The following is a 16,095-nucleotide window of genomic DNA, read 5'->3' as shown; positions in this document are numbered from 1 at the left end:
CGCTCGTCGCGCAGCCCCACGACGGACGCCGAAGTCCGCTCAGGCTTCCGCGTGCGTCACCACCGGCTCGGCAAGCGCGATCCGCGCCTTCTCCTCCGGGCTTCCCGCGACGAAATACTTCCTCGCCCACCGCGAATCCGGCTGCAGCGCAAGCTTGCCGCGCCCGCCCGCCCCCGATCCCGCATCCGAACCCGAGCCGCGGCGCGAAGCGATCGCCAGCGCGCGCGCACGATAGTGCTCGTAAAGCCGCAAGAACTCCGCGAGATAGATCGCCGCGACACGCGCATCGCGAATCTCTAGCAGGTTCTCGTCGTTGAAATGCTCGGAGTTCCCGCTCATGTTCGCCGATCCGCTGTACACGATCGGATTCGCGCCCTCCGCGTCGATCACGATGAATTTGTGGTGAATGACGACGGGCGGATAAGCGGGCGGCGCTTCGCCCGGAAAGAGCCGCAGCTCCGTCTCGAAGCCGTCCGGCACGGTCGCGGGCGAGAAGTACGCGGCGTCGATCACGTCGCGATTCGAACGGCTGCGGTGATACAGCTCGAGGTTCGCGAGACGCGCGGCATCGAGCGTCTTGCCGTCGCGCCGATCCGCGTCCGCCTGCTGCGCGCCGCGCGCGCTGATCCCGTTGACGAGCCCGAACATCATCAGCCCGCGGTCGCCCGCTTCGAAGCATGCGTCGCGCAACGCAGCGTCGGTCGGCATGAAGAGACAAAACGCGACCGAATGCTGCGCGCCGCGGATCGCGTCGACGATCGTGTCGATCTGTGTGCGCACCCCGCGCGGCTCCGGCGAAAACGATACGCGCACGCGCGCCGAGCCGACCTCGATCGCCTCCGACCAGCCGGGCGCGAGCCGCGCGGTCTCGGCGATGCCCGGATTCGACGCGAGCGCTCGCGCACGCGCGTTGTACAGCTCGGCAAGCGCCACCGATTCGAACGTGTGCAGCACGTTCGCCTGCTCGGTGATGCCCTCCGTCGTGAAGTTCGCCGAGCCGGTCAGCACCCGCGCGGGCCCCGTCTCGTCGCCCGCGACGATGAACTTGTCGTGCATGATCCGCGTCTTGTCGCGCGGCGCGAGCGTCGCGACGCCCGTCAAGCGGTCGACGGCCGGCTGGTTCGGCGACGGCAGCGGCGGCTCGCCGCGGCCGCGCGGCGTCTCGTGCGCGTCGTAGACGATCGCGAGCGCGTCGGCGCCGTGCGCGCGGCCGAACGCGTCGAATGCCGGAATCGCCCAAAGCGGATCGGTCAGGTGATAGACCGCCGACACCGCGCGCCGCGCGTCGCCGCCGAGCATCAGGCCGAAGGTCTGCTGCAAATCGTTCGCGAGCCACGTGCGCAGCCGCAGCGCCGCGTCGGGCGGCGGCGCGTCGCCCGCGGCGAGATGCAGCGCGCGAACCTGCTTCGCGAACGCCTGCGAGCTCACCACCGCGCGGTTGAACCACGTGCCGATCCCGTCCTCGACGTGCTCGGGCAGCGTGACGCTGCATACGCCCGCGTCGGCTTCGAGCACGTGCAGCGACGCGGGCGTGCCGACGACCGGATAGACGTCGTAACGAAACGTCCGGCCGCGATCCGGCGGATCGATCCGCGCGTCCCACCACATGAATTTCTGGACCGGCGCCTGATCGGTCGGCGCATCGCCTTGCGTATCGGCCGCGGGGCCGTCGAACGTCAGCCGGTTCGGCAGCCAGCTCGTCGCGGCGCGCGTCCTGCCGTCCGACGACCAGAAGCCGGGCGTGCGCTTGATCGCGAAGCCGAGAAAATCGTCGCGCCGCTGCGCGTCGGGCCAGTCGAAGGCCAGCAGGACCAATGTCGGGGAAAGATAGCTGCGCACGCTGACGGACATCGCCGCCCTCCTCGGCTCATCGCCTTCCAAAGTCGAAGCGACGAGTGTTCAACGCGCGCTTGCCGTGCGTGTGACGTTCCGATGAAGTTTCCGTGTCGCGTTTGCCTAGGCGCGATTCGAGGCCTCGGATGGGGCATGGCGAGAAGCGAGTGCGCGGGCGGCGGATGGCCGAAGCGGAACGAGACGGAGCGAGGCTCGACAAAACGCCGCGCGGCGCAAGGCGCGGAACATGTCACGCATCGCACGTGCGCGACGCATCGGTCGTCGCCGCAACGATCCACCGCACACGACAAACTCGATCTACCGGAACCTCGGCGCACGCCGCATCGCCTTGCCGCGCTCGCGCCGGATCACGGGATGGCGCGCCACTTCACGGAACATCACGTTCGGCGCACGTGCGCGACGTGTCGGCCGTCGCCGCAGCAATCAACCGCACACGACAAACTCGCTCCGCCGGAACCTCGGCGCACGCCGCATCGCCTTGCCTCGCTCGCTCCGGATCACGGGATGGCGCGCCACTTCACGGAACATCACGTTCGGCGCACGTGCGCGACGTGTCGGCCGTCGCCGCAGCAATCAACCGCACACGACAAACTCGATCTACCGGAACGTCGGCGCACGCCGCATCGCCTTGCCTCGCTCGCGCCGGAATTCGAAACCGCGCGCCGCTTGCCGGAACGTCGAGCGCATCGCGCCGTGCACGGCGCATCGCCGCACGCCGCACCGATCAACCGCAGACGACGAGCTCGATCCCCCGCGACGTCAACGCCCGCCGCATCGCCTTGTCCGGCGCGCGCTCGGTCACGAGGAAGCGGGCCGCCTCCGAGCCGTTGATCCGCACGGGCGTCACGCGTCCGAACTTCGAGTGATCGGCGACGACGACGGGCGCCGCCGCCGCCGCGAGCATCCGCCCGCGCACTTCCGCCACGACGCGCGAGTAATCGGTCAGCGCGCCGTCCTGCGTGATCCCGCCCGCGCCGACGAACGCGAAGTCGACGTGGTATTGCCCGAGCTGCTGGATCGTGTCGAGGCCGAACGTCGCGTCTTCGTCGTCGGACAGCTCGCCGCCGAGGAGCGTCACGCGGTTGCCGTTGCGGCGGCCGAGCACGCCGGCGATCCGCCAGTCGTTCGTGTAGACGGTCAGCCGATGCCGGTCGGCGAGCGCGAGCGCGACCGCATGGACGGTGCTGCCCGAGTCGAGCAGCACCGACGCGCCGTCGGGCACGAACTCGGCCGCGCGCCGGCCGATCGCGCGCTTCGCGTCCGCGTGCGACGCGTCGCGCTCCGACACGCTCGGCTCGTGCCGGTCGGCGGCGAGCGCGCCGCCGTGCGTCGTGATCACGAGCCCGCGCGCGGCGAGCGCGTTCAGATCGCGGCGGATCGTCTCGCGCGACACGTTGAGCGCGTTCACGAGCTGCGCGACCGACAGTGCGCCCGCGCGACCGAGTTCGGACAGGATGTAGCGGTGACGTTGTTCTGCAAGCATGGCGCGCGGCGCGGCCGGGCCGCGGGTCGGATCGTGAATGACGAATGGCGGGCTATTGTAGTACGGCGCGATGACGTCGCGCCGGTCGCCCGCCTGTCCGGGCGGCGCCGCTGGCCGGCTTACAGAATCGGGATTTCGCGCAGCATGCGCGCGTCGCGCGGACGATTGCGAAGGAACAGCGCGGACAGCACCGCGCCGATCAGCGCGATCGCGCCCGCGAGCGCGAACGCGGACACGAACGAGCCGCTGCGTTCGACGATGAAGCCGGTGACGGCCGGCCCGACGACGCCCGACAGGCTCCCCATGCAGTGCAGGCAGCCGCTGACGGCGCCGACGCGCTCGGGCACGACGACGTCCTGCACGATCGCCCAGTAGATCGCGCCCGTCACGTAGAGGAAGAAGAGCGACACGGACATCAGCGCGACCGCGCTCTGCGACGAGCGCACCGCCCCCGCCACCGCGACGCAGATCCCCGCGCCGAGCAGGCAGCTCACGAGCACGATCCGGCGCGACAGCATCGCGTTGCCGTGAGCTTGTAGATCGCGTCCGAGATGACGCCGCCGCACGCGAGGCCGACGGTGCCGACGAGCCACGGCACGACGGTCGCGACGCTCATCTCGCGGATGTTCAGGTGATGCGCCTGCACGAGGTAGCTCGGGAACCAGCTCAGGAAGAAGAACAGCACGTAGTTGTAGCCGAAGAACGCGACGCCCGTCGCGAGAATGCGCGGCTGCTTCAGGTAATGGCGAAGCGGCAGCGCCTCGGCGGCGCCGGCGGCCGCTTGCCGCGCAGCCGCGCGGGCCGGCGCGGCGGTACCTTCTGCGTGCCGTCCGTCGCGATCTGCGCGGTGCGATGCGCGAGCGTCGGGTTGCGAAAGCGCTCGATCAACGACGCGCAATACGCGTGCGCGTCTTAACCGGCAGGCGCGTCGACCGTCGCGAGCAGGTCGCGCGTCATCAAGCCCCGCACGAACGCGTCGATCAGCGGATCGGCCATCGCATCGGACACCGTGCGCCGCCCGCGCAACTGGCCGACATAGGCGATCGCGGAGTGCGCGCCGTTCAGCAGGCGCAGCTTCATCTTCTCGTACGGACGCACGTCGGCCGCGACGAGCGCGCCCGCGTCTTCCCAGCGCGGACGCGCGCGCGCGAACCGGTCTTCGAACACCTATTGCGCGAATGGCTCGCAGACGATCGCCGCCTCGTCGCGCACGCCGCGCGCCGGCCCGCACGCGGACTGCCGCGGACGGACTGCGCGCGTTCCAGTCGACGTGCCGCCGAGGACGTGCTGCGCCAATCGCCCCCGTTCTCGACGATCGCCGCTCACCCACGAGCAATTCAGTATTTCGCGTCGCGCGGCAATCGACTTCGCCGCACATTGCTAAACTCGCCGCTCGACCCCAAGCCAACCGACAGAGGTGAATCGATGTATCGCAAAGGCGCCGTCCTCGAAATCCAGTTTCCGCCGGAGCGGCTCAACGACGCCGCGGGCGATCCGTACTGGATCGATCTCACGCTCGACGAAGCGCGCCGCCTGCATCAGCAACTGAGCGCGCGCTTCGCGACCGAAGCCAGCGCGAACCAGTCGCTCGACACGTTCTCGATCGACTGAAGCCACCGGCGCGCCGCGCCGCAGGCAGTGCAGATTTCGACAAGACGGCGGCGCACCGGCGCGCGATACTCGGCGGCTTCCTCGTCATGTCGGCCGCGTCCGGTCCGCTTCGCATGCCTGCTTCCGCTTCTCTCGTCGCCGCGGCGTTCGTCGCGCTGTGGTCCACCGGATTCATCGTCGCGCGCGCGATCAAGCCCTACGCCGATCCGAACCTGTACCTGCTCGCGCGCTTCACGGGCACCGCGCTCCTCTACGCGTGCGTCGCGCTCGCCGTCCGGGCGCGTTGGCCCGCGCGGCGCGAATGGGGCCGGCATCTGTTCGCGGGCGCGCTGCTGCAAGGCGTCTATCTCGGCGCGAGCTACTGGGCCGTCGCGCAAGGGCTCAATGCCGGCGTGATGGCGCTCCTCGGCGCGCTTCAGCCGCTCGCGACCGCCGCGCTCGCCGCGCCGCTCTTCGGCGAGCGGCTGTCCGCGCGCGGCTGGCTCGGGATGGCGCTCGGCATCGCGGGCGTCGCGCTCGTGCTCGCGCCGAAGCTCGCCGCCGCCCCTGCGGCGGCGGGAGGCGCGCCCGCGTGGGCCGTCGTCGCGATCGCGGTCGCCGCCGTCGCGTCGATCACGGCCGGCTCGCTGTATCAGAAAAGCTCGCTCGCGCAGACCGACCTGCGCACCGCCGTCGCCGTGCAGAACCTCGGCGCGGCGCTCGTCGCCGGCGCCGCCGCGCTCGCGCTCGGCGAAACCCGCTGGCACGCCGCGCCCGCGCTGTGGTTCTCGCTCGCGTGGGGCATCGCGATGCTGTCCGGCGTCGCGGTGATGCTGCTGATGGCGATGCTGCGCCGGGGCGAAGCGGCGCGCGCGACGTCGCTGCTGTTCCTCGCGCCGCCCCTCGCCGCGCTGCAGGGCTACGCGTTCTTCGGCGAAACGCTCGTGCCGCTGCAGATCGCCGGCTTCGCGGTCGCGCTGGCCGGCGTCGCGCTCGCGCGTCGCGGCTGACGGCCGGCAGGCCCGCGCGAATCCGCCTATGATCGAGCCTTCGATTTCGTCGACGAGGAGCGCCCCGATGTCCCGCCCCGATCAAGCCGCCCGCCAGCGGGCGATCGCCGCCGGGCTGCACGTGCCGCCGTCGTTCGACGCGCGCGACGAAGCCGAGCGCCGGATCGCGTTCCTCGCCGACTATCTGCGCGCGGCCGGGTTGCGGACCTACGTGCTCGGCATCAGCGGCGGCATCGATTCGTCGACGGCGGGCCGGCTCGCGCAGTTGGCCGTCGAGCGGCTGCGCGCGTCGGACTACGACGCGCGCTTCGTCGCGATGCGGCTGCCGTACGGCGTGCAGCACGACGAAGCGGACGCGCAGCGCGCGCTAGCGTTCGTGCGCGCAGACGAAACGCTCGCCGTCGACGCGAAGCCCGCCGCCGACGCGATGCTCGCCGCGCTCGCGACGGGCGGCCTCGCGTATGTCGATCACGCGCACCGGGACTTCGTGCTCGGCAACATCAAGGCGCGCGAGCGGATGATCGCGCAATACGCGGTAGCGGGCGCGCGGCGCGGCGTCGTGATCGGCACCGATCACGCGGCGGAATCGGTGATGGGCTTCTTCACGAAATTCGGCGACGGCGGCGCGGACGTGCTGCCGCTCGCGGGCCTGACGAAGCGCCGCGTGCGCGAGGTCGCGCGCACGCTCGGCGCCGACGAGCTGCTCGTGATGAAGACGCCGACCGCCGATCTGGAAACGTTGCGTCCGCAACGGCCGGACGAGCACGCGTACGGAGTCACGTACGAGCAGATCGACGACTTCCTGGAGGGCAAGCCGGTCGACGCTGCGGTGTACGAGACGGTGTTCCGGTTCTACGACGCGACGCGCCACAAACGCGCGCTGCCTTATACGATGTTCGATTGGCCTGGCCGTACGGCGTGAGCTCGCTTGCGCGGCTGGTCTCGATTCGATGCCGTTTCTTCGAGTCGGCCGGGCCTGTCTTCGATCCCGCGTTGCAGGCCGCTTCGGCATGACTTCGGCATAGCGCCGGCGATGGGCGAACGCAGTGGTAGCGGCATCGCAAATCACCGTGAATATCTCGTCGCTCCGCCTGGCACATCGCCGGCGTCCGCCCGCCTGACGCTCGCTCGCCCGAGCCTCGTCGAATCCGCAGCCGCTCCCGGCGCACCTCGTCTCCATCGCATCGGGAAGCCCGCAGCGGAGCGCCCGCGGTGAATCCGCCCCCGAGCCGATCCCGGCGCACGCGTCCCCGCCGATGCGCTCATGCCCCGACGCACAATCGCCGAACTTGCTACCATCAAGCGCCCCTGCCACCCGCCGTGCGCCTAACCCGATGCCGAGCCGTGCGCCTAACCCGATGTCGACCCCGATGTCGCCCCCGCTCAAGGAAATCGCCCATGTCCTACACGCTGTACTACTCGCCGGGCGCGGCCAGCATGGCCGTCCATTGGATGCTGCTCGAGCTGCGCGTGCCGTTCGACATCCGCTGCATCAACATCGACGAGGGCGTGCAGCATTCGCCCGACTACCTGCGACTGAATCCGACGGGCCGCGTGCCGACGCTCGTCATCGACGGCGTGCCGCGCCACGAATCGACCGCGCTGCTGATGCTGCTCGCCGAACGCCATCCGGAAGGCGGCTTCGCGCCGCCGCCCGGCACGCCCGAGCGCGCCGCGTGGTTCGAGCTGATGATCTATCTGGCGAACACGCTGCTGCCGGCGATGCGCAACTGGTTCTACGCGGACACCGACGGCGATCCGGACGGCGCCGACGCGGTCCGCGCGCATGCGCGCCGTCAGATCGAAGCGGCGATGGACGAATTCGACGGCCGGCTGCGCGACGGCCGCGACCATCTGCTCGGCGGCGCATCGCCGAGCACCGCCGACTTCCTCGCGATCGTGCTGATGGGCTGGACGCGCAACATGCCGCGCACGGCGCTCGCGTGGCCGCATCTCGCGCGCTATGTCGAACGGATGCGCGCGCGGCCGTCGTTCGCCGAGCTGACCGCGCGCGAAGGGCTGACCGAATGGCTCGATGCGCCGAGCGGCGCGGCGGGCTGACTTGCACGACCGCGTGCACTGCCACGCGATAATCGTGCGACTGCCGCATTCACCGCATTCACCGCATTCACCGCACTCACCGCCCCCACCGCACTCGTCCAAGCCGCCGAGAACGCCCGATCCAACGCCACCGCTTCGCAGGAGCCCCGCATGCATGTCGATGCGCACGCCGTCTTTGCCGTCTTTTCCGTGTATCTCGCGGGCGTCGTGATCCCGGGCCCGAATTTCGTCGCGGTCGCGCACAAGGCCGTCTCGGCGACCCGGCGCGACGCGCTCGCGATGGTGGGCGGCATCGTGCTCGTCAATCTGATGTGGGCGTCGTGCGCGATCCTCGGCGTCGGCATCGCGTTCGCCGCGTTTCCGTGGCTCGCGGCCGCGGTCAAGCTCGCGGGCGCCGCCTACCTGATCTGGTTCGGTTTCCGGCTGATTCGCGATGCCGGCCGCGCCGGCGTTCGAGGCGCGACAGCGCCGGCCACGCCGCGGCGCATGGGCGGCGAACGCGTCGGCGCCCGCCGCGCGTTCGCGCAAGGTTTGCTGACCAACCTCGCGAACCCGAAGTCGGTCGCGTTCTACGCGGCCGTGTTCGCATCGGCCGCGCCCGCGCATGTCGGCTGGCCGACCTTCGCGGCGATGCTCGCGATGGTCGCCACGGTCGCGACGAGCTGGTACGGCTTCGTCGCGCTCGCGCTGTCGCATGCGGACGTCGCGACCGCCTATCGCCGCGGCCGCAAGGCGATCGACCGGTTCTGCGGCGGGCTCATCGTCGCGCTGGGCGTCCGGCAGCTGCTGCGCTGACGCGCGGGCCGTTCAGGAATCGCGCTTGTCGTCGCCGGGAGCGGCCGCTTCGTGCGCGCCGTCCGCGGCGCTCGGGCCGCCGGCGTCGTGTGCCTGATCCGCTCCGCCCGACGCAGTGGCGCCGCTCGCAGCACCGGCACTGCCGGCCGAGCCGGCGGCCCTCGCCGCATCCGCGCCGCCCGCCGATCCGACGCTGCTCGGCACGGCTGCGGCATTGTCGCTCGCGGCGTCTGCGCTGCCCGTCGAACCGGCATCGTTCCCCGCCGCCCCCGCGCCGCCCGAAGAGTCATTGCTCTCCGTACCCGCATCGCTCGCGGCCTCCACGCTCCCCGCCGAACCGGCGTCGCCCGCCTCCGCGAGCGTCGCGCGCACGAGCGCGGAGCTCGTCCATTTGACGACGTTCATGAACTGCTGGAAGTCGAGCCCCCAGAAATCCTTCAGCACGACCATCGCCTCGGTGCCGTAAAGCAGCGACAACGATTGCGCGAGCCGCGCGGCCGCCGCCGGCGCGACGCCCGCCTGCAACAGCGGCTCGACCGCGAGCGACAGCAGCCGCTTGCGGTTGCCGCGCCGGTATTTCGGCTCGTCCTCCGCGCGTCGCGCACGCTCGTTCGCCCATTGCTGCAACGCGACCTGCAGCGCGGCGCGCAACGCGCCCTCGTGCTGCTCCATTCGCGGATATGCGAAATCGAGCAGCTCGTTGACCCGCGCCTCGACCGACGTCGACGTCGGCTGCCATTGCAGCACCGGCCCGAGGCTCTCGTCGACGACGGTGCTGACGAGCGCCGCCTGCGACGGGAAATAGCGGTAAGCGGTCGCGCGCGACACGCCGGACGCGTTCGCGAGCTCGGTGATCGACGGAAACCAGCCTTGCTCGAGCATCGACAGCGCGGTTTGCAGCAGCAGGTCGCGGGTCTGCGTGCGCGTTTCGGACAGCGTTTCCGTTGCGGATACGGTAGTTGGCATGTGTTTTGTGAGGACGACCGCTGAGACGGTCGCCTCATCTGTGTTAAAGTTGTCGCGGAATCGAATCGCAGTACATCGTGCGACAAACGAACGATTGGCGAAGGAGACCAAATGGTACCCCACCGTAAACAGATCTACGTTGCGGCAACCGTTGATACAAAAGGCGCGGAAGCGCATTTCGTCAAGGACCGGATCGCCGGCGCGAGGCTCCCGGCGGTCGTGGTCGACCTGTCGACCCGCGCGCCGGGGCTCGCGGCCGACATCGGCGCGGACACCGTCGCCGCGCATCATCCGGACGGCGCGGCCGCCGTGTTCTGCGGCGACCGCGGCCGCGCGATCGCCGCGATGGCGGTCGCGTTCGAGCGCTACATCAAGAGCCGCGACGACGTCGCCGCGCTGATCGGCATCGGCGGCTCCGGCGGCACGGCGCTCGTCACGCCGGCGATGCAGGCGCTGCCGATCGGCGTGCCGAAGCTGATGATCTCGACGATGGCGTCGGGCGACGTGTCCGCCTACGTCGGCTCGTCGGACATCGCGATGCTCTATTCGGTGACGGACGTCGCCGGCCTCAACCGGATCTCGCGGCAGGTGCTCGCGAACGGCGCGCACATGATCGCGGGCGCCGTGCGCGACATGCAGCCGCTGCCCGCCGACCTGAAGCCCGCGCTCGGACTGACGATGTTCGGCGTGACGACGCCGTGCATCCAGGCGGTCACGTCGCGGCTCGACGCCCGCTTCGACTGCATCGTGTTCCATGCGACGGGCAACGGCGGCCATGCGATGGAGAAGCTCGCGGACAGCGGCCTCCTCGACGGCGTGCTCGATCTCACCACCACCGAAGTCTGCGACCTGCTGATGGGCGGCGTGCTCGCGTGCGGCGAGGACCGCTTCGACGCGATCGCGCGCAGCCGCGTGCCGTACGTCGGCTCGTGCGGCGCGCTCGACATGGTGAACTTCGGCCACATCGATACCGTGCCGCCCCGCTACGCGGGCCGCCTGCTGTACAAGCACAACCCGCAGGTCACGCTGATGCGCACGACGCCGGACGAGAACCGCCGGCTCGGCGAGTGGATCGGCGCGAAGCTGAATGCGTGCGAAGGCCCCGTGCGCTTCCTGATTCCCGAAGGCGGCGTGTCGGCGCTCGACGCGCCGGGCCAGGCGTTCTGGAGCCCGGAAGCCGACGCGGCGCTCTTCGACGCGCTCGAAGCGACGGTGAACCAGACCGAAAATCGCCGCCTCGTGCGCGTGCCCGCGCACCTCAACGATTCGCAGTTCGCCGACATCGCCGTCGAACACTTTTTATCGCTTCACGCAGCACACCGGAATTGAAGATGAAGAGACTGACACGCGCCGAGATCCTCGAAAAACTGCGCGCGACCATCGCGCGCGGCGAGCCGATCATCGGTGGCGGCGCGGGGACGGGCCTGTCCGCGAAATGCGAGGAAGCGGGCGGCATCGACCTCATCGTGATCTACAACTCGGGCCGCTACCGGATGGCCGGGCGCGGCTCGCTCGCGGGGCTGCTCGCGTACGGCAACGCGAACGAGATCGTCGTCGACATGGCGCGCGAGGTGCTGCCCGTCGTCAAGTCGACGCCCGTGCTCGCGGGCGTGAACGGCACCGATCCGTTCTGCAATTTCGACGCGTTTCTCGACGAGCTGACCCGGCTCGGATTTTCCGGGGTGCAGAACTTCCCGACCGTCGGCCTCATCGACGGCAATTTCCGCGCGAATCTCGAAGAAACCGGGATGGGCTACGCGCTCGAAGTCGACCTGATCCGCCTCGCGCACGGCAAGGGACTGCTGACGACGCCGTACGTATTCAGCGAAGCCGATGCGATCGCCATGACCGAAGCGGGCGCCGACATCGTCGTCGCGCACCTGGGCCTGACGACGGGCGGCACGATCGGCGCGAGCACCGCGCGCCGCCTTGCCGACTGCGTGCCGCTCGTGCGCCGCTGGGCCGATGCGGCAAAATCGGTGCGCGACGACGTGATCGTGCTGTGCCATGGCGGACCGATCGCGTCGCCCGAGGACGCCGCGTACATCCTGCGCGAGTGTCCGCAGTGCCACGGTTTCTACGGCGCGAGCTCGATGGAGCGCCTGCCGGCCGAAACCGCATTGACCGACATGACGCGGCGCTTCAAGGAGATCGACAGGCGCGTCGCGTCATGATGCCCGCGCGCGTGCGCGCGCCTCCACGAGGATTCGAACGACGATGAACCACACCTCCTTCGCCAGCAGTGTCATCGACGCGCCGACCGAGCGCGTCTGGGCGTTCTTCCGCGATTTCAACGGCCTCGCCGCGTTTCATCCGGCGATCGTCGAAAGCCGGCTCGAGCCGGGCCCGGACGCGCACACGGTGGGCGCGATCCGTTATCTGACGCTCTCGGACGGCTTCGTCCGCGAAAAGCTGCTGAAGCTCGACGAGCCGAGTCACGAGCTCGAGTATTCGATCGTCGAGACGTCGATGCCGGTGCGCAACTATGTCGCGGGCGTGAAGCTCTTCCCCGTCACCGACTCGGGCAAGACGTTCGCGCAATGGTGGGCGAACTTCACGACCGAAGGCGTCGAGTTGCAGCCGGTTGCGGCGTCGATCAGCGAGCATGTGTTCGCGGCGGGATTTCGCGCGCTCGCGGACAAGCTGCGCGCGCGCTGACATGTCGCAGATGTGTTTCGCCGCGCCGGCGCCCGTTTCGGGCGTCGCGCGCGGCTTGCCGGCGGCTTCCGCCGCCGCTGCGTCGCACCGCCGGCTTGCGGTGCGGCATGGCGGCCCCGCCGGCGAGTTCTCGGGTTCTGGCAATGGCCCTCGGATAAAGCCGGAACCTTTTTGGCCGACCCTGACGGGTCGGCCACTTTCTATTCGCAATCGCGCCGCGCATCACGGCGCCGCCCCACGCCGGAAGCGAACGGACCGCGCATAGCGCGCGATCCGTTCGCACATCGCAACACTTGCGACAAGCGGGCGCAGCCGCGCCGCCCGGAATTCATCTGGATTAAGTTATTCGCCGCCCTGCGTGCGCCCACAAAGATGCATTTGCTACGCATCAATATTGACTCGTCTCGCGACCGATAGCTTGGAAGAAACGAAGCCAGCGAGGGGTTAATCATGAAAGACCTGCAATCGACCCGTGGCCAACTGCGCGCCACGTTCCTGTCCGTCCTGCTGAGCACCGTCGTAGCGGCGAGTGCGAGCGCGCATGCCGCGACGGCAACCGGCAAGATTCCCGGCGACTTCGGTCCGCCGCAAGGCGAGCCGATCCACGCGACGCTCGTGAGTCCGCCGCACGTGCCGCCGCCCATCACCCGACGCTATCCGGCGAAGGTCATCGTCGATCTCGAAGTCGTCGAGAAAGCGATGCCGATCGCCGACGGCGTGAACTACACGTTCTGGACCTTCGGCGGCGCGGTGCCCGGCAACTTCATCCGCGTGCGGCAAGGCGACACGGTCGAATTCCATCTCAAGAATCGTCCGGACAGCAAAATGCCGCACAACATCGACCTGCACGCGGTGACGGGACCGGGCGGCGGCGCGACGTCGAGCTTCACCGCGCCGGGCCACGAATCGCGCTTCACGTTCAAGGCGCTGAACGAAGGGCTCTACGTGTATCACTGCGCGACCGCGCCCGTCGGCATGCACGTCGCGAACGGGATGTACGGCCTGATTCTTGTCGAGCCGCCCGAAGGACTGTCGAAGGTCGACCACGAGTATTACGTGATGCAGGGCGACTTCTACACGAACAGCAAGTATCGCGAGAAGGGCCTGCAATCGTTCGACATGGACAAGGCGATCGACGAGCGCCCGACCTACGTCGTCTTCAACGGCGCCGAAGGCGCGCTGACGGGCGACAAGGCGATGCGCGCGCGCACCGACGAGACGGTGCGCCTGTTCGTCGGCAACGGCGGGCCGAATCTCGTGTCGAGTTTCCACGTGATCGGCGCGGTGTTCGACAAGGTGCGCGCGGACGGCTCCGACGTCACGCAGAGCAACGTGCAGACGACGCTGATTCCGGCGGGCGGCGCGACGACGATCGAGTTTCATACGCGCGTGCCGGGCAACTACACGTTCGTCGATCACTCGATCTTCCGCGCGTTCAACAAGGGCGCGCTCGCGATCCTCAAGGTCGATGGTCCGGACAACAAAGCGATCTATTCGGGCAAGGAGCTCGATACGCTCTATAGCGGCGATCATCCGGCCGCCGCCGGCTCGGCCCCCGCGGCGAACTCGACGCCCGCCGCCGCGGGCGCGAACGCCGGCGCTTCGCTCGTCAAGACGAGTGCGACGACGCCCGCCGCTCCGCTGTCGCTGCAAGGACAAGTGAAAGCGGGCGGCGCGGTGTTCGCGAGCACCTGCGCGGTATGCCACCAGAGCGGCGGCGCCGGCCTGCCGGGCGTGTTCCCGCCGCTTGCCGGCTCCGACTTCCTCGCCGCGAATCCGAAGCGCGCGATCAGCATTCTGCTGCACGGGCTGAACGGCAAGGTGACCGTCAACGGCCACGACTACGACTCGGCGATGCCGCCGATGGCGCAGCTGACCGACGACGAAGTCGCGAACGTGCTGACCTACGTGCTGAACAGCTGGGGCAATCCGGGCGGCCGGGTCGGCGTGGAAGAAGTCGCGAAGGTCCGCACGAAGACGCCCGCGGTCGCCGAGGCTTCGCACTGACACGCCCCACCGTCGCCAGGGAGCAACGGCCATGCGCGCTTCGTCGACATCGTCACGCGCGGTTCGATTCGCCCGCATCGCGGCGATCGCACTGACGCTTGCATTCGCCGCGACGGGCGCGCATGCCGCGCGCTTCGTGCGGCTGCCGGGCGGCGACTTCGAGAGCGCGCTGCCGCAGGACGTGCCGGGCCGCTCGACACCCGCGCACATCGACGCGTTCGAGCTGCAGGACGCGCCCGTGACGGTCCGCGCGTTCGCCGCGTTCGTGAGCGCGCATCCCGAATGGCGGCGCGATCGCGTCGCGCGCGTGTTCGCCGGTCCCGCGTATCTCGCCGATTGGGCCGACCCGCTGCATCCCGCGCGGCAGACGCCGCCCGACGCGCCCGTCACGGGCGTCAGCTGGTTCGCCGCGCGCGCGTATTGCGCGAGCGAAGGCGCGCGGCTGCCGACGTGGCTCGAATGGGAATACGCGGCGGCCGCCGACGCGACGCGCACCGACGCGCGCAACGATCCGCTGTGGCGCAGGCAGATCCTGTCGTGGTACGAGCAGCCGGCCGCGCGCGTGCTGCCGCCCGTCGGCGGCGCGCCGAACGTCTACGGCGTGCGCAACCTGCATGGGCTGATCTGGGAATGGGTCGACGATTTCAACGCGCTCTTCATCAGCGGCGACAGCCGCACGCAAGGCGACCCGGACCAGCAACGGTTTTGCGGCGCCGGCGCGATCAGCATCGTGCGGCGCGACAGCTACGCGGTGCTGATGCGCGTCGCGCTGCTGTCTTCCCTCACCGGCGCGGATTCGACCGGAAGCCTCGGCTTTCGCTGCGCCCGTTCGATTTCAGGAGATTGACGATGAAGCTTGGACATCTCACCCGGCGCGGCGCGCTCGCGCTGATCGCCGCCGCGTGCGTCGCGACGACCGCTGAAGGCGCGGGCCTGCCCGCAACCGCCGCAGCGACGGCCGCGACGGCGACCGATTCGATCTACCAGGCCAAGGCGACGCTGGCCGATCAGGATGGCAAGACGTTCCGCCTGGCCGATTTGCGCGGCGCGCCAACGCTCGTCAGCATGTTCTATACGTCGTGCAAGATGGTCTGCCCGATGCTGTTCGAGACGATCGGTCTCACGCTCGACGCGGGCGGCGAGGCGGCGCGAAAGCGGATCAAGGTGGTCGCGGTGACGATCGATCCCGATCGCGATTCGGTCGCGGTGCTGCGCAAGACCGCGAACGCGCACGGCCTCGACGCGCGCTGGCGGCTTGCGCGGACCGACCGCGACAGCACGCGCGCCGTCGCCGCGCTGCTCGGCATCCAGTACCGGAAGCTCGCGAGCGGCGAGTTCAATCATTCGAGCACGATCGTGCTGCTCGACGCCGACGGACGCATCGTCGCGCACACGAACACGCTCGGCGAGACGGATCCGGCGTTCGTCGACGCGCTGCGCAAGCAACTGGCCGCGCAATGAAAAAGCGGCGACGCGGGGCGTCGCCGCTCGTCCGTCGAACTCCGCGGCATGCTGCGCGTCTCGCGCGAAAGCGCTCGGCGTCGGACCGCGCCGGATGTCCGTGCATCGCCGCATCGCCCGTATGGCATCCCGTCCATCGCGCATTGCGCGCGTCTCGAAATCGGCACCAGCAGCCGCGCATCGATCGCCAGCCGCCGGCGCGCGGCTCAC

14 protein-coding genes and 2 pseudogenes are annotated in these 16,095 nt (G+C 69.7%); 11 read left to right on the top strand and 5 right to left on the bottom strand.

Annotated elements, in window-relative coordinates; translation table 11 throughout:
* Positions 1 to 39: 39 nt before the first annotated feature.
* From BG90_RS24905 to BG90_RS37055, 4 genes and pseudogenes are all read right to left on the bottom strand, one after another.
* Positions 40 to 1,851 (bottom strand): phospholipase D-like domain-containing protein, encoded by a 1,812-nt coding sequence (locus BG90_RS24905; RefSeq protein WP_010119444.1) that lies wholly within the window; start codon positions 1,849 to 1,851, stop codon positions 40 to 42.
* 727 nt (positions 1,852 to 2,578) lie between these two features.
* Positions 2,579 to 3,337 (bottom strand): DeoR/GlpR family DNA-binding transcription regulator, encoded by a 759-nt coding sequence (locus BG90_RS24900; RefSeq protein WP_010109421.1) that lies wholly within the window; start codon positions 3,335 to 3,337, stop codon positions 2,579 to 2,581.
* Positions 3,338 to 3,456: 119 nt separating this feature from the next.
* Positions 3,457 to 4,154: pseudogene (locus BG90_RS24895) on the bottom strand (MFS transporter); the annotation flags it as partial.
* Positions 4,142 to 4,552: pseudogene (locus BG90_RS37055) on the bottom strand (mannitol dehydrogenase family protein); the annotation flags it as partial. The pseudogenes BG90_RS24895 and BG90_RS37055, both read right to left, overlap by 13 nt.
* A gap of 210 nt (positions 4,553 to 4,762) precedes the next feature.
* Here BG90_RS37055 and BG90_RS24885 point away from each other — a divergent pair.
* The 5 genes from BG90_RS24885 (at position 4,763) to BG90_RS24865 (ending at position 8,793) form a co-directional block, all read left to right on the top strand.
* On the top strand, positions 4,763 to 4,948 hold the full coding sequence (locus BG90_RS24885) for a hypothetical protein (protein WP_010109425.1): 186 nt from the start codon (positions 4,763 to 4,765) through the stop codon (positions 4,946 to 4,948).
* A gap of 86 nt (positions 4,949 to 5,034) precedes the next feature.
* Positions 5,035 to 5,937: a DMT family transporter gene (locus BG90_RS24880; protein WP_010109426.1), complete on the top strand. Its 903-nt coding sequence runs from the start codon at positions 5,035 to 5,037 to the stop codon at positions 5,935 to 5,937.
* A gap of 67 nt (positions 5,938 to 6,004) precedes the next feature.
* Complete coding sequence (gene nadE / locus BG90_RS24875) at positions 6,005 to 6,859, top strand: ammonia-dependent NAD(+) synthetase (protein ID WP_010109427.1); 855 nt, start codon at positions 6,005 to 6,007, stop codon at positions 6,857 to 6,859.
* A 476-nt stretch (positions 6,860 to 7,335) separates the two neighbouring features.
* Complete coding sequence (locus BG90_RS24870) at positions 7,336 to 7,998, top strand: glutathione S-transferase family protein (RefSeq protein WP_010122802.1); 663 nt, start codon at positions 7,336 to 7,338, stop codon at positions 7,996 to 7,998.
* Positions 7,999 to 8,148: 150 nt separating this feature from the next.
* Positions 8,149 to 8,793: a LysE family translocator gene (locus tag BG90_RS24865; protein WP_010122803.1), complete on the top strand. Its 645-nt coding sequence runs from the start codon at positions 8,149 to 8,151 to the stop codon at positions 8,791 to 8,793.
* Between the two features lie 12 nt (positions 8,794 to 8,805).
* Here the strand turns inward: BG90_RS24865 and BG90_RS24860 are convergent, their stop codons facing one another.
* Entirely contained in the window at positions 8,806 to 9,759 is a 954-nt protein-coding gene (locus tag BG90_RS24860) for a TetR/AcrR family transcriptional regulator (protein WP_010109432.1), read from the bottom strand.
* Positions 9,760 to 9,870: 111 nt separating this feature from the next.
* On the opposite strand from BG90_RS24860, the gene BG90_RS24855 reads away from it, so the two are divergent.
* The 6 genes from BG90_RS24855 to BG90_RS24830 all read left to right on the top strand — a co-directional run bounded on the left by BG90_RS24855 (position 9,871) and on the right by BG90_RS24830 (position 15,885).
* Positions 9,871 to 11,088 (top strand): Tm-1-like ATP-binding domain-containing protein, encoded by a 1,218-nt coding sequence (locus BG90_RS24855; RefSeq protein WP_010109433.1) that lies wholly within the window; start codon positions 9,871 to 9,873, stop codon positions 11,086 to 11,088.
* Positions 11,089 to 11,090: 2 nt separating this feature from the next.
* Positions 11,091 to 11,933 carry a phosphoenolpyruvate hydrolase family protein gene (locus tag BG90_RS24850; RefSeq protein WP_038801540.1) on the top strand — a complete coding sequence of 281 codons (843 nt, stop codon included), beginning with the start codon at positions 11,091 to 11,093 and terminating at the stop codon, positions 11,931 to 11,933.
* Between the two features lie 43 nt (positions 11,934 to 11,976).
* Positions 11,977 to 12,417 (top strand): SRPBCC family protein, encoded by a 441-nt coding sequence (locus tag BG90_RS24845; protein WP_010109435.1) that lies wholly within the window; start codon positions 11,977 to 11,979, stop codon positions 12,415 to 12,417.
* A gap of 450 nt (positions 12,418 to 12,867) precedes the next feature.
* On the top strand, positions 12,868 to 14,424 hold the full coding sequence (nirK, locus tag BG90_RS24840; RefSeq protein WP_010109437.1) for a copper-containing nitrite reductase: 1,557 nt from the start codon (positions 12,868 to 12,870) through the stop codon (positions 14,422 to 14,424).
* A gap of 31 nt (positions 14,425 to 14,455) precedes the next feature.
* Positions 14,456 to 15,271, top strand: coding sequence for a formylglycine-generating enzyme family protein (locus BG90_RS24835; protein ID WP_010122804.1), 816 nt, complete (start codon positions 14,456 to 14,458; stop codon positions 15,269 to 15,271).
* Positions 15,272 to 15,273: 2 nt separating this feature from the next.
* Entirely contained in the window at positions 15,274 to 15,885 is a 612-nt protein-coding gene (locus BG90_RS24830) for an SCO family protein (protein WP_025990606.1), read from the top strand.
* Positions 15,886 to 16,095 lie beyond the last annotated feature (210 nt).

The organism is Burkholderia oklahomensis C6786 (genome assembly GCF_000959365.1).
GTDB lineage: Bacteria > Pseudomonadota > Gammaproteobacteria > Burkholderiales > Burkholderiaceae > Burkholderia > Burkholderia oklahomensis.
Note: the sequence above shows the minus strand (reverse complement) of the source record. Positions and strands in the feature narration are given on the sequence as shown.

What these genes read in the sequence shown, in the direction of transcription:
- BG90_RS24905 (WP_010119444.1), bottom strand. Translation starts at nt 1,851, where the DNA reads ATGTCCGTCAGCGTGCGCAGCTATCTTTCCCCGACATTGGTCCTGCTG.
- BG90_RS24900 (WP_010109421.1), bottom strand. Translation starts at nt 3,337, where the DNA reads ATGCTTGCAGAACAACGTCACCGCTACATCCTGTCCGAACTCGGTCGC.
- BG90_RS24885 (WP_010109425.1), top strand. Translation starts at nt 4,763, where the DNA reads ATGTATCGCAAAGGCGCCGTCCTCGAAATCCAGTTTCCGCCGGAGCGG.
- BG90_RS24880 (WP_010109426.1), top strand. Translation starts at nt 5,035, where the DNA reads ATGTCGGCCGCGTCCGGTCCGCTTCGCATGCCTGCTTCCGCTTCTCTC.
- nadE (WP_010109427.1), top strand. Translation starts at nt 6,005, where the DNA reads ATGTCCCGCCCCGATCAAGCCGCCCGCCAGCGGGCGATCGCCGCCGGG.
- BG90_RS24870 (WP_010122802.1), top strand. Translation starts at nt 7,336, where the DNA reads ATGTCCTACACGCTGTACTACTCGCCGGGCGCGGCCAGCATGGCCGTC.
- BG90_RS24865 (WP_010122803.1), top strand. Translation starts at nt 8,149, where the DNA reads ATGCATGTCGATGCGCACGCCGTCTTTGCCGTCTTTTCCGTGTATCTC.
- BG90_RS24860 (WP_010109432.1), bottom strand. Translation starts at nt 9,759, where the DNA reads ATGCCAACTACCGTATCCGCAACGGAAACGCTGTCCGAAACGCGCACG.
- BG90_RS24855 (WP_010109433.1), top strand. Translation starts at nt 9,871, where the DNA reads ATGGTACCCCACCGTAAACAGATCTACGTTGCGGCAACCGTTGATACA.
- BG90_RS24850 (WP_038801540.1), top strand. Translation starts at nt 11,091, where the DNA reads ATGAAGAGACTGACACGCGCCGAGATCCTCGAAAAACTGCGCGCGACC.
- BG90_RS24845 (WP_010109435.1), top strand. Translation starts at nt 11,977, where the DNA reads ATGAACCACACCTCCTTCGCCAGCAGTGTCATCGACGCGCCGACCGAG.
- nirK (WP_010109437.1), top strand. Translation starts at nt 12,868, where the DNA reads ATGAAAGACCTGCAATCGACCCGTGGCCAACTGCGCGCCACGTTCCTG.
- BG90_RS24835 (WP_010122804.1), top strand. Translation starts at nt 14,456, where the DNA reads ATGCGCGCTTCGTCGACATCGTCACGCGCGGTTCGATTCGCCCGCATC.
- BG90_RS24830 (WP_025990606.1), top strand. Translation starts at nt 15,274, where the DNA reads ATGAAGCTTGGACATCTCACCCGGCGCGGCGCGCTCGCGCTGATCGCC.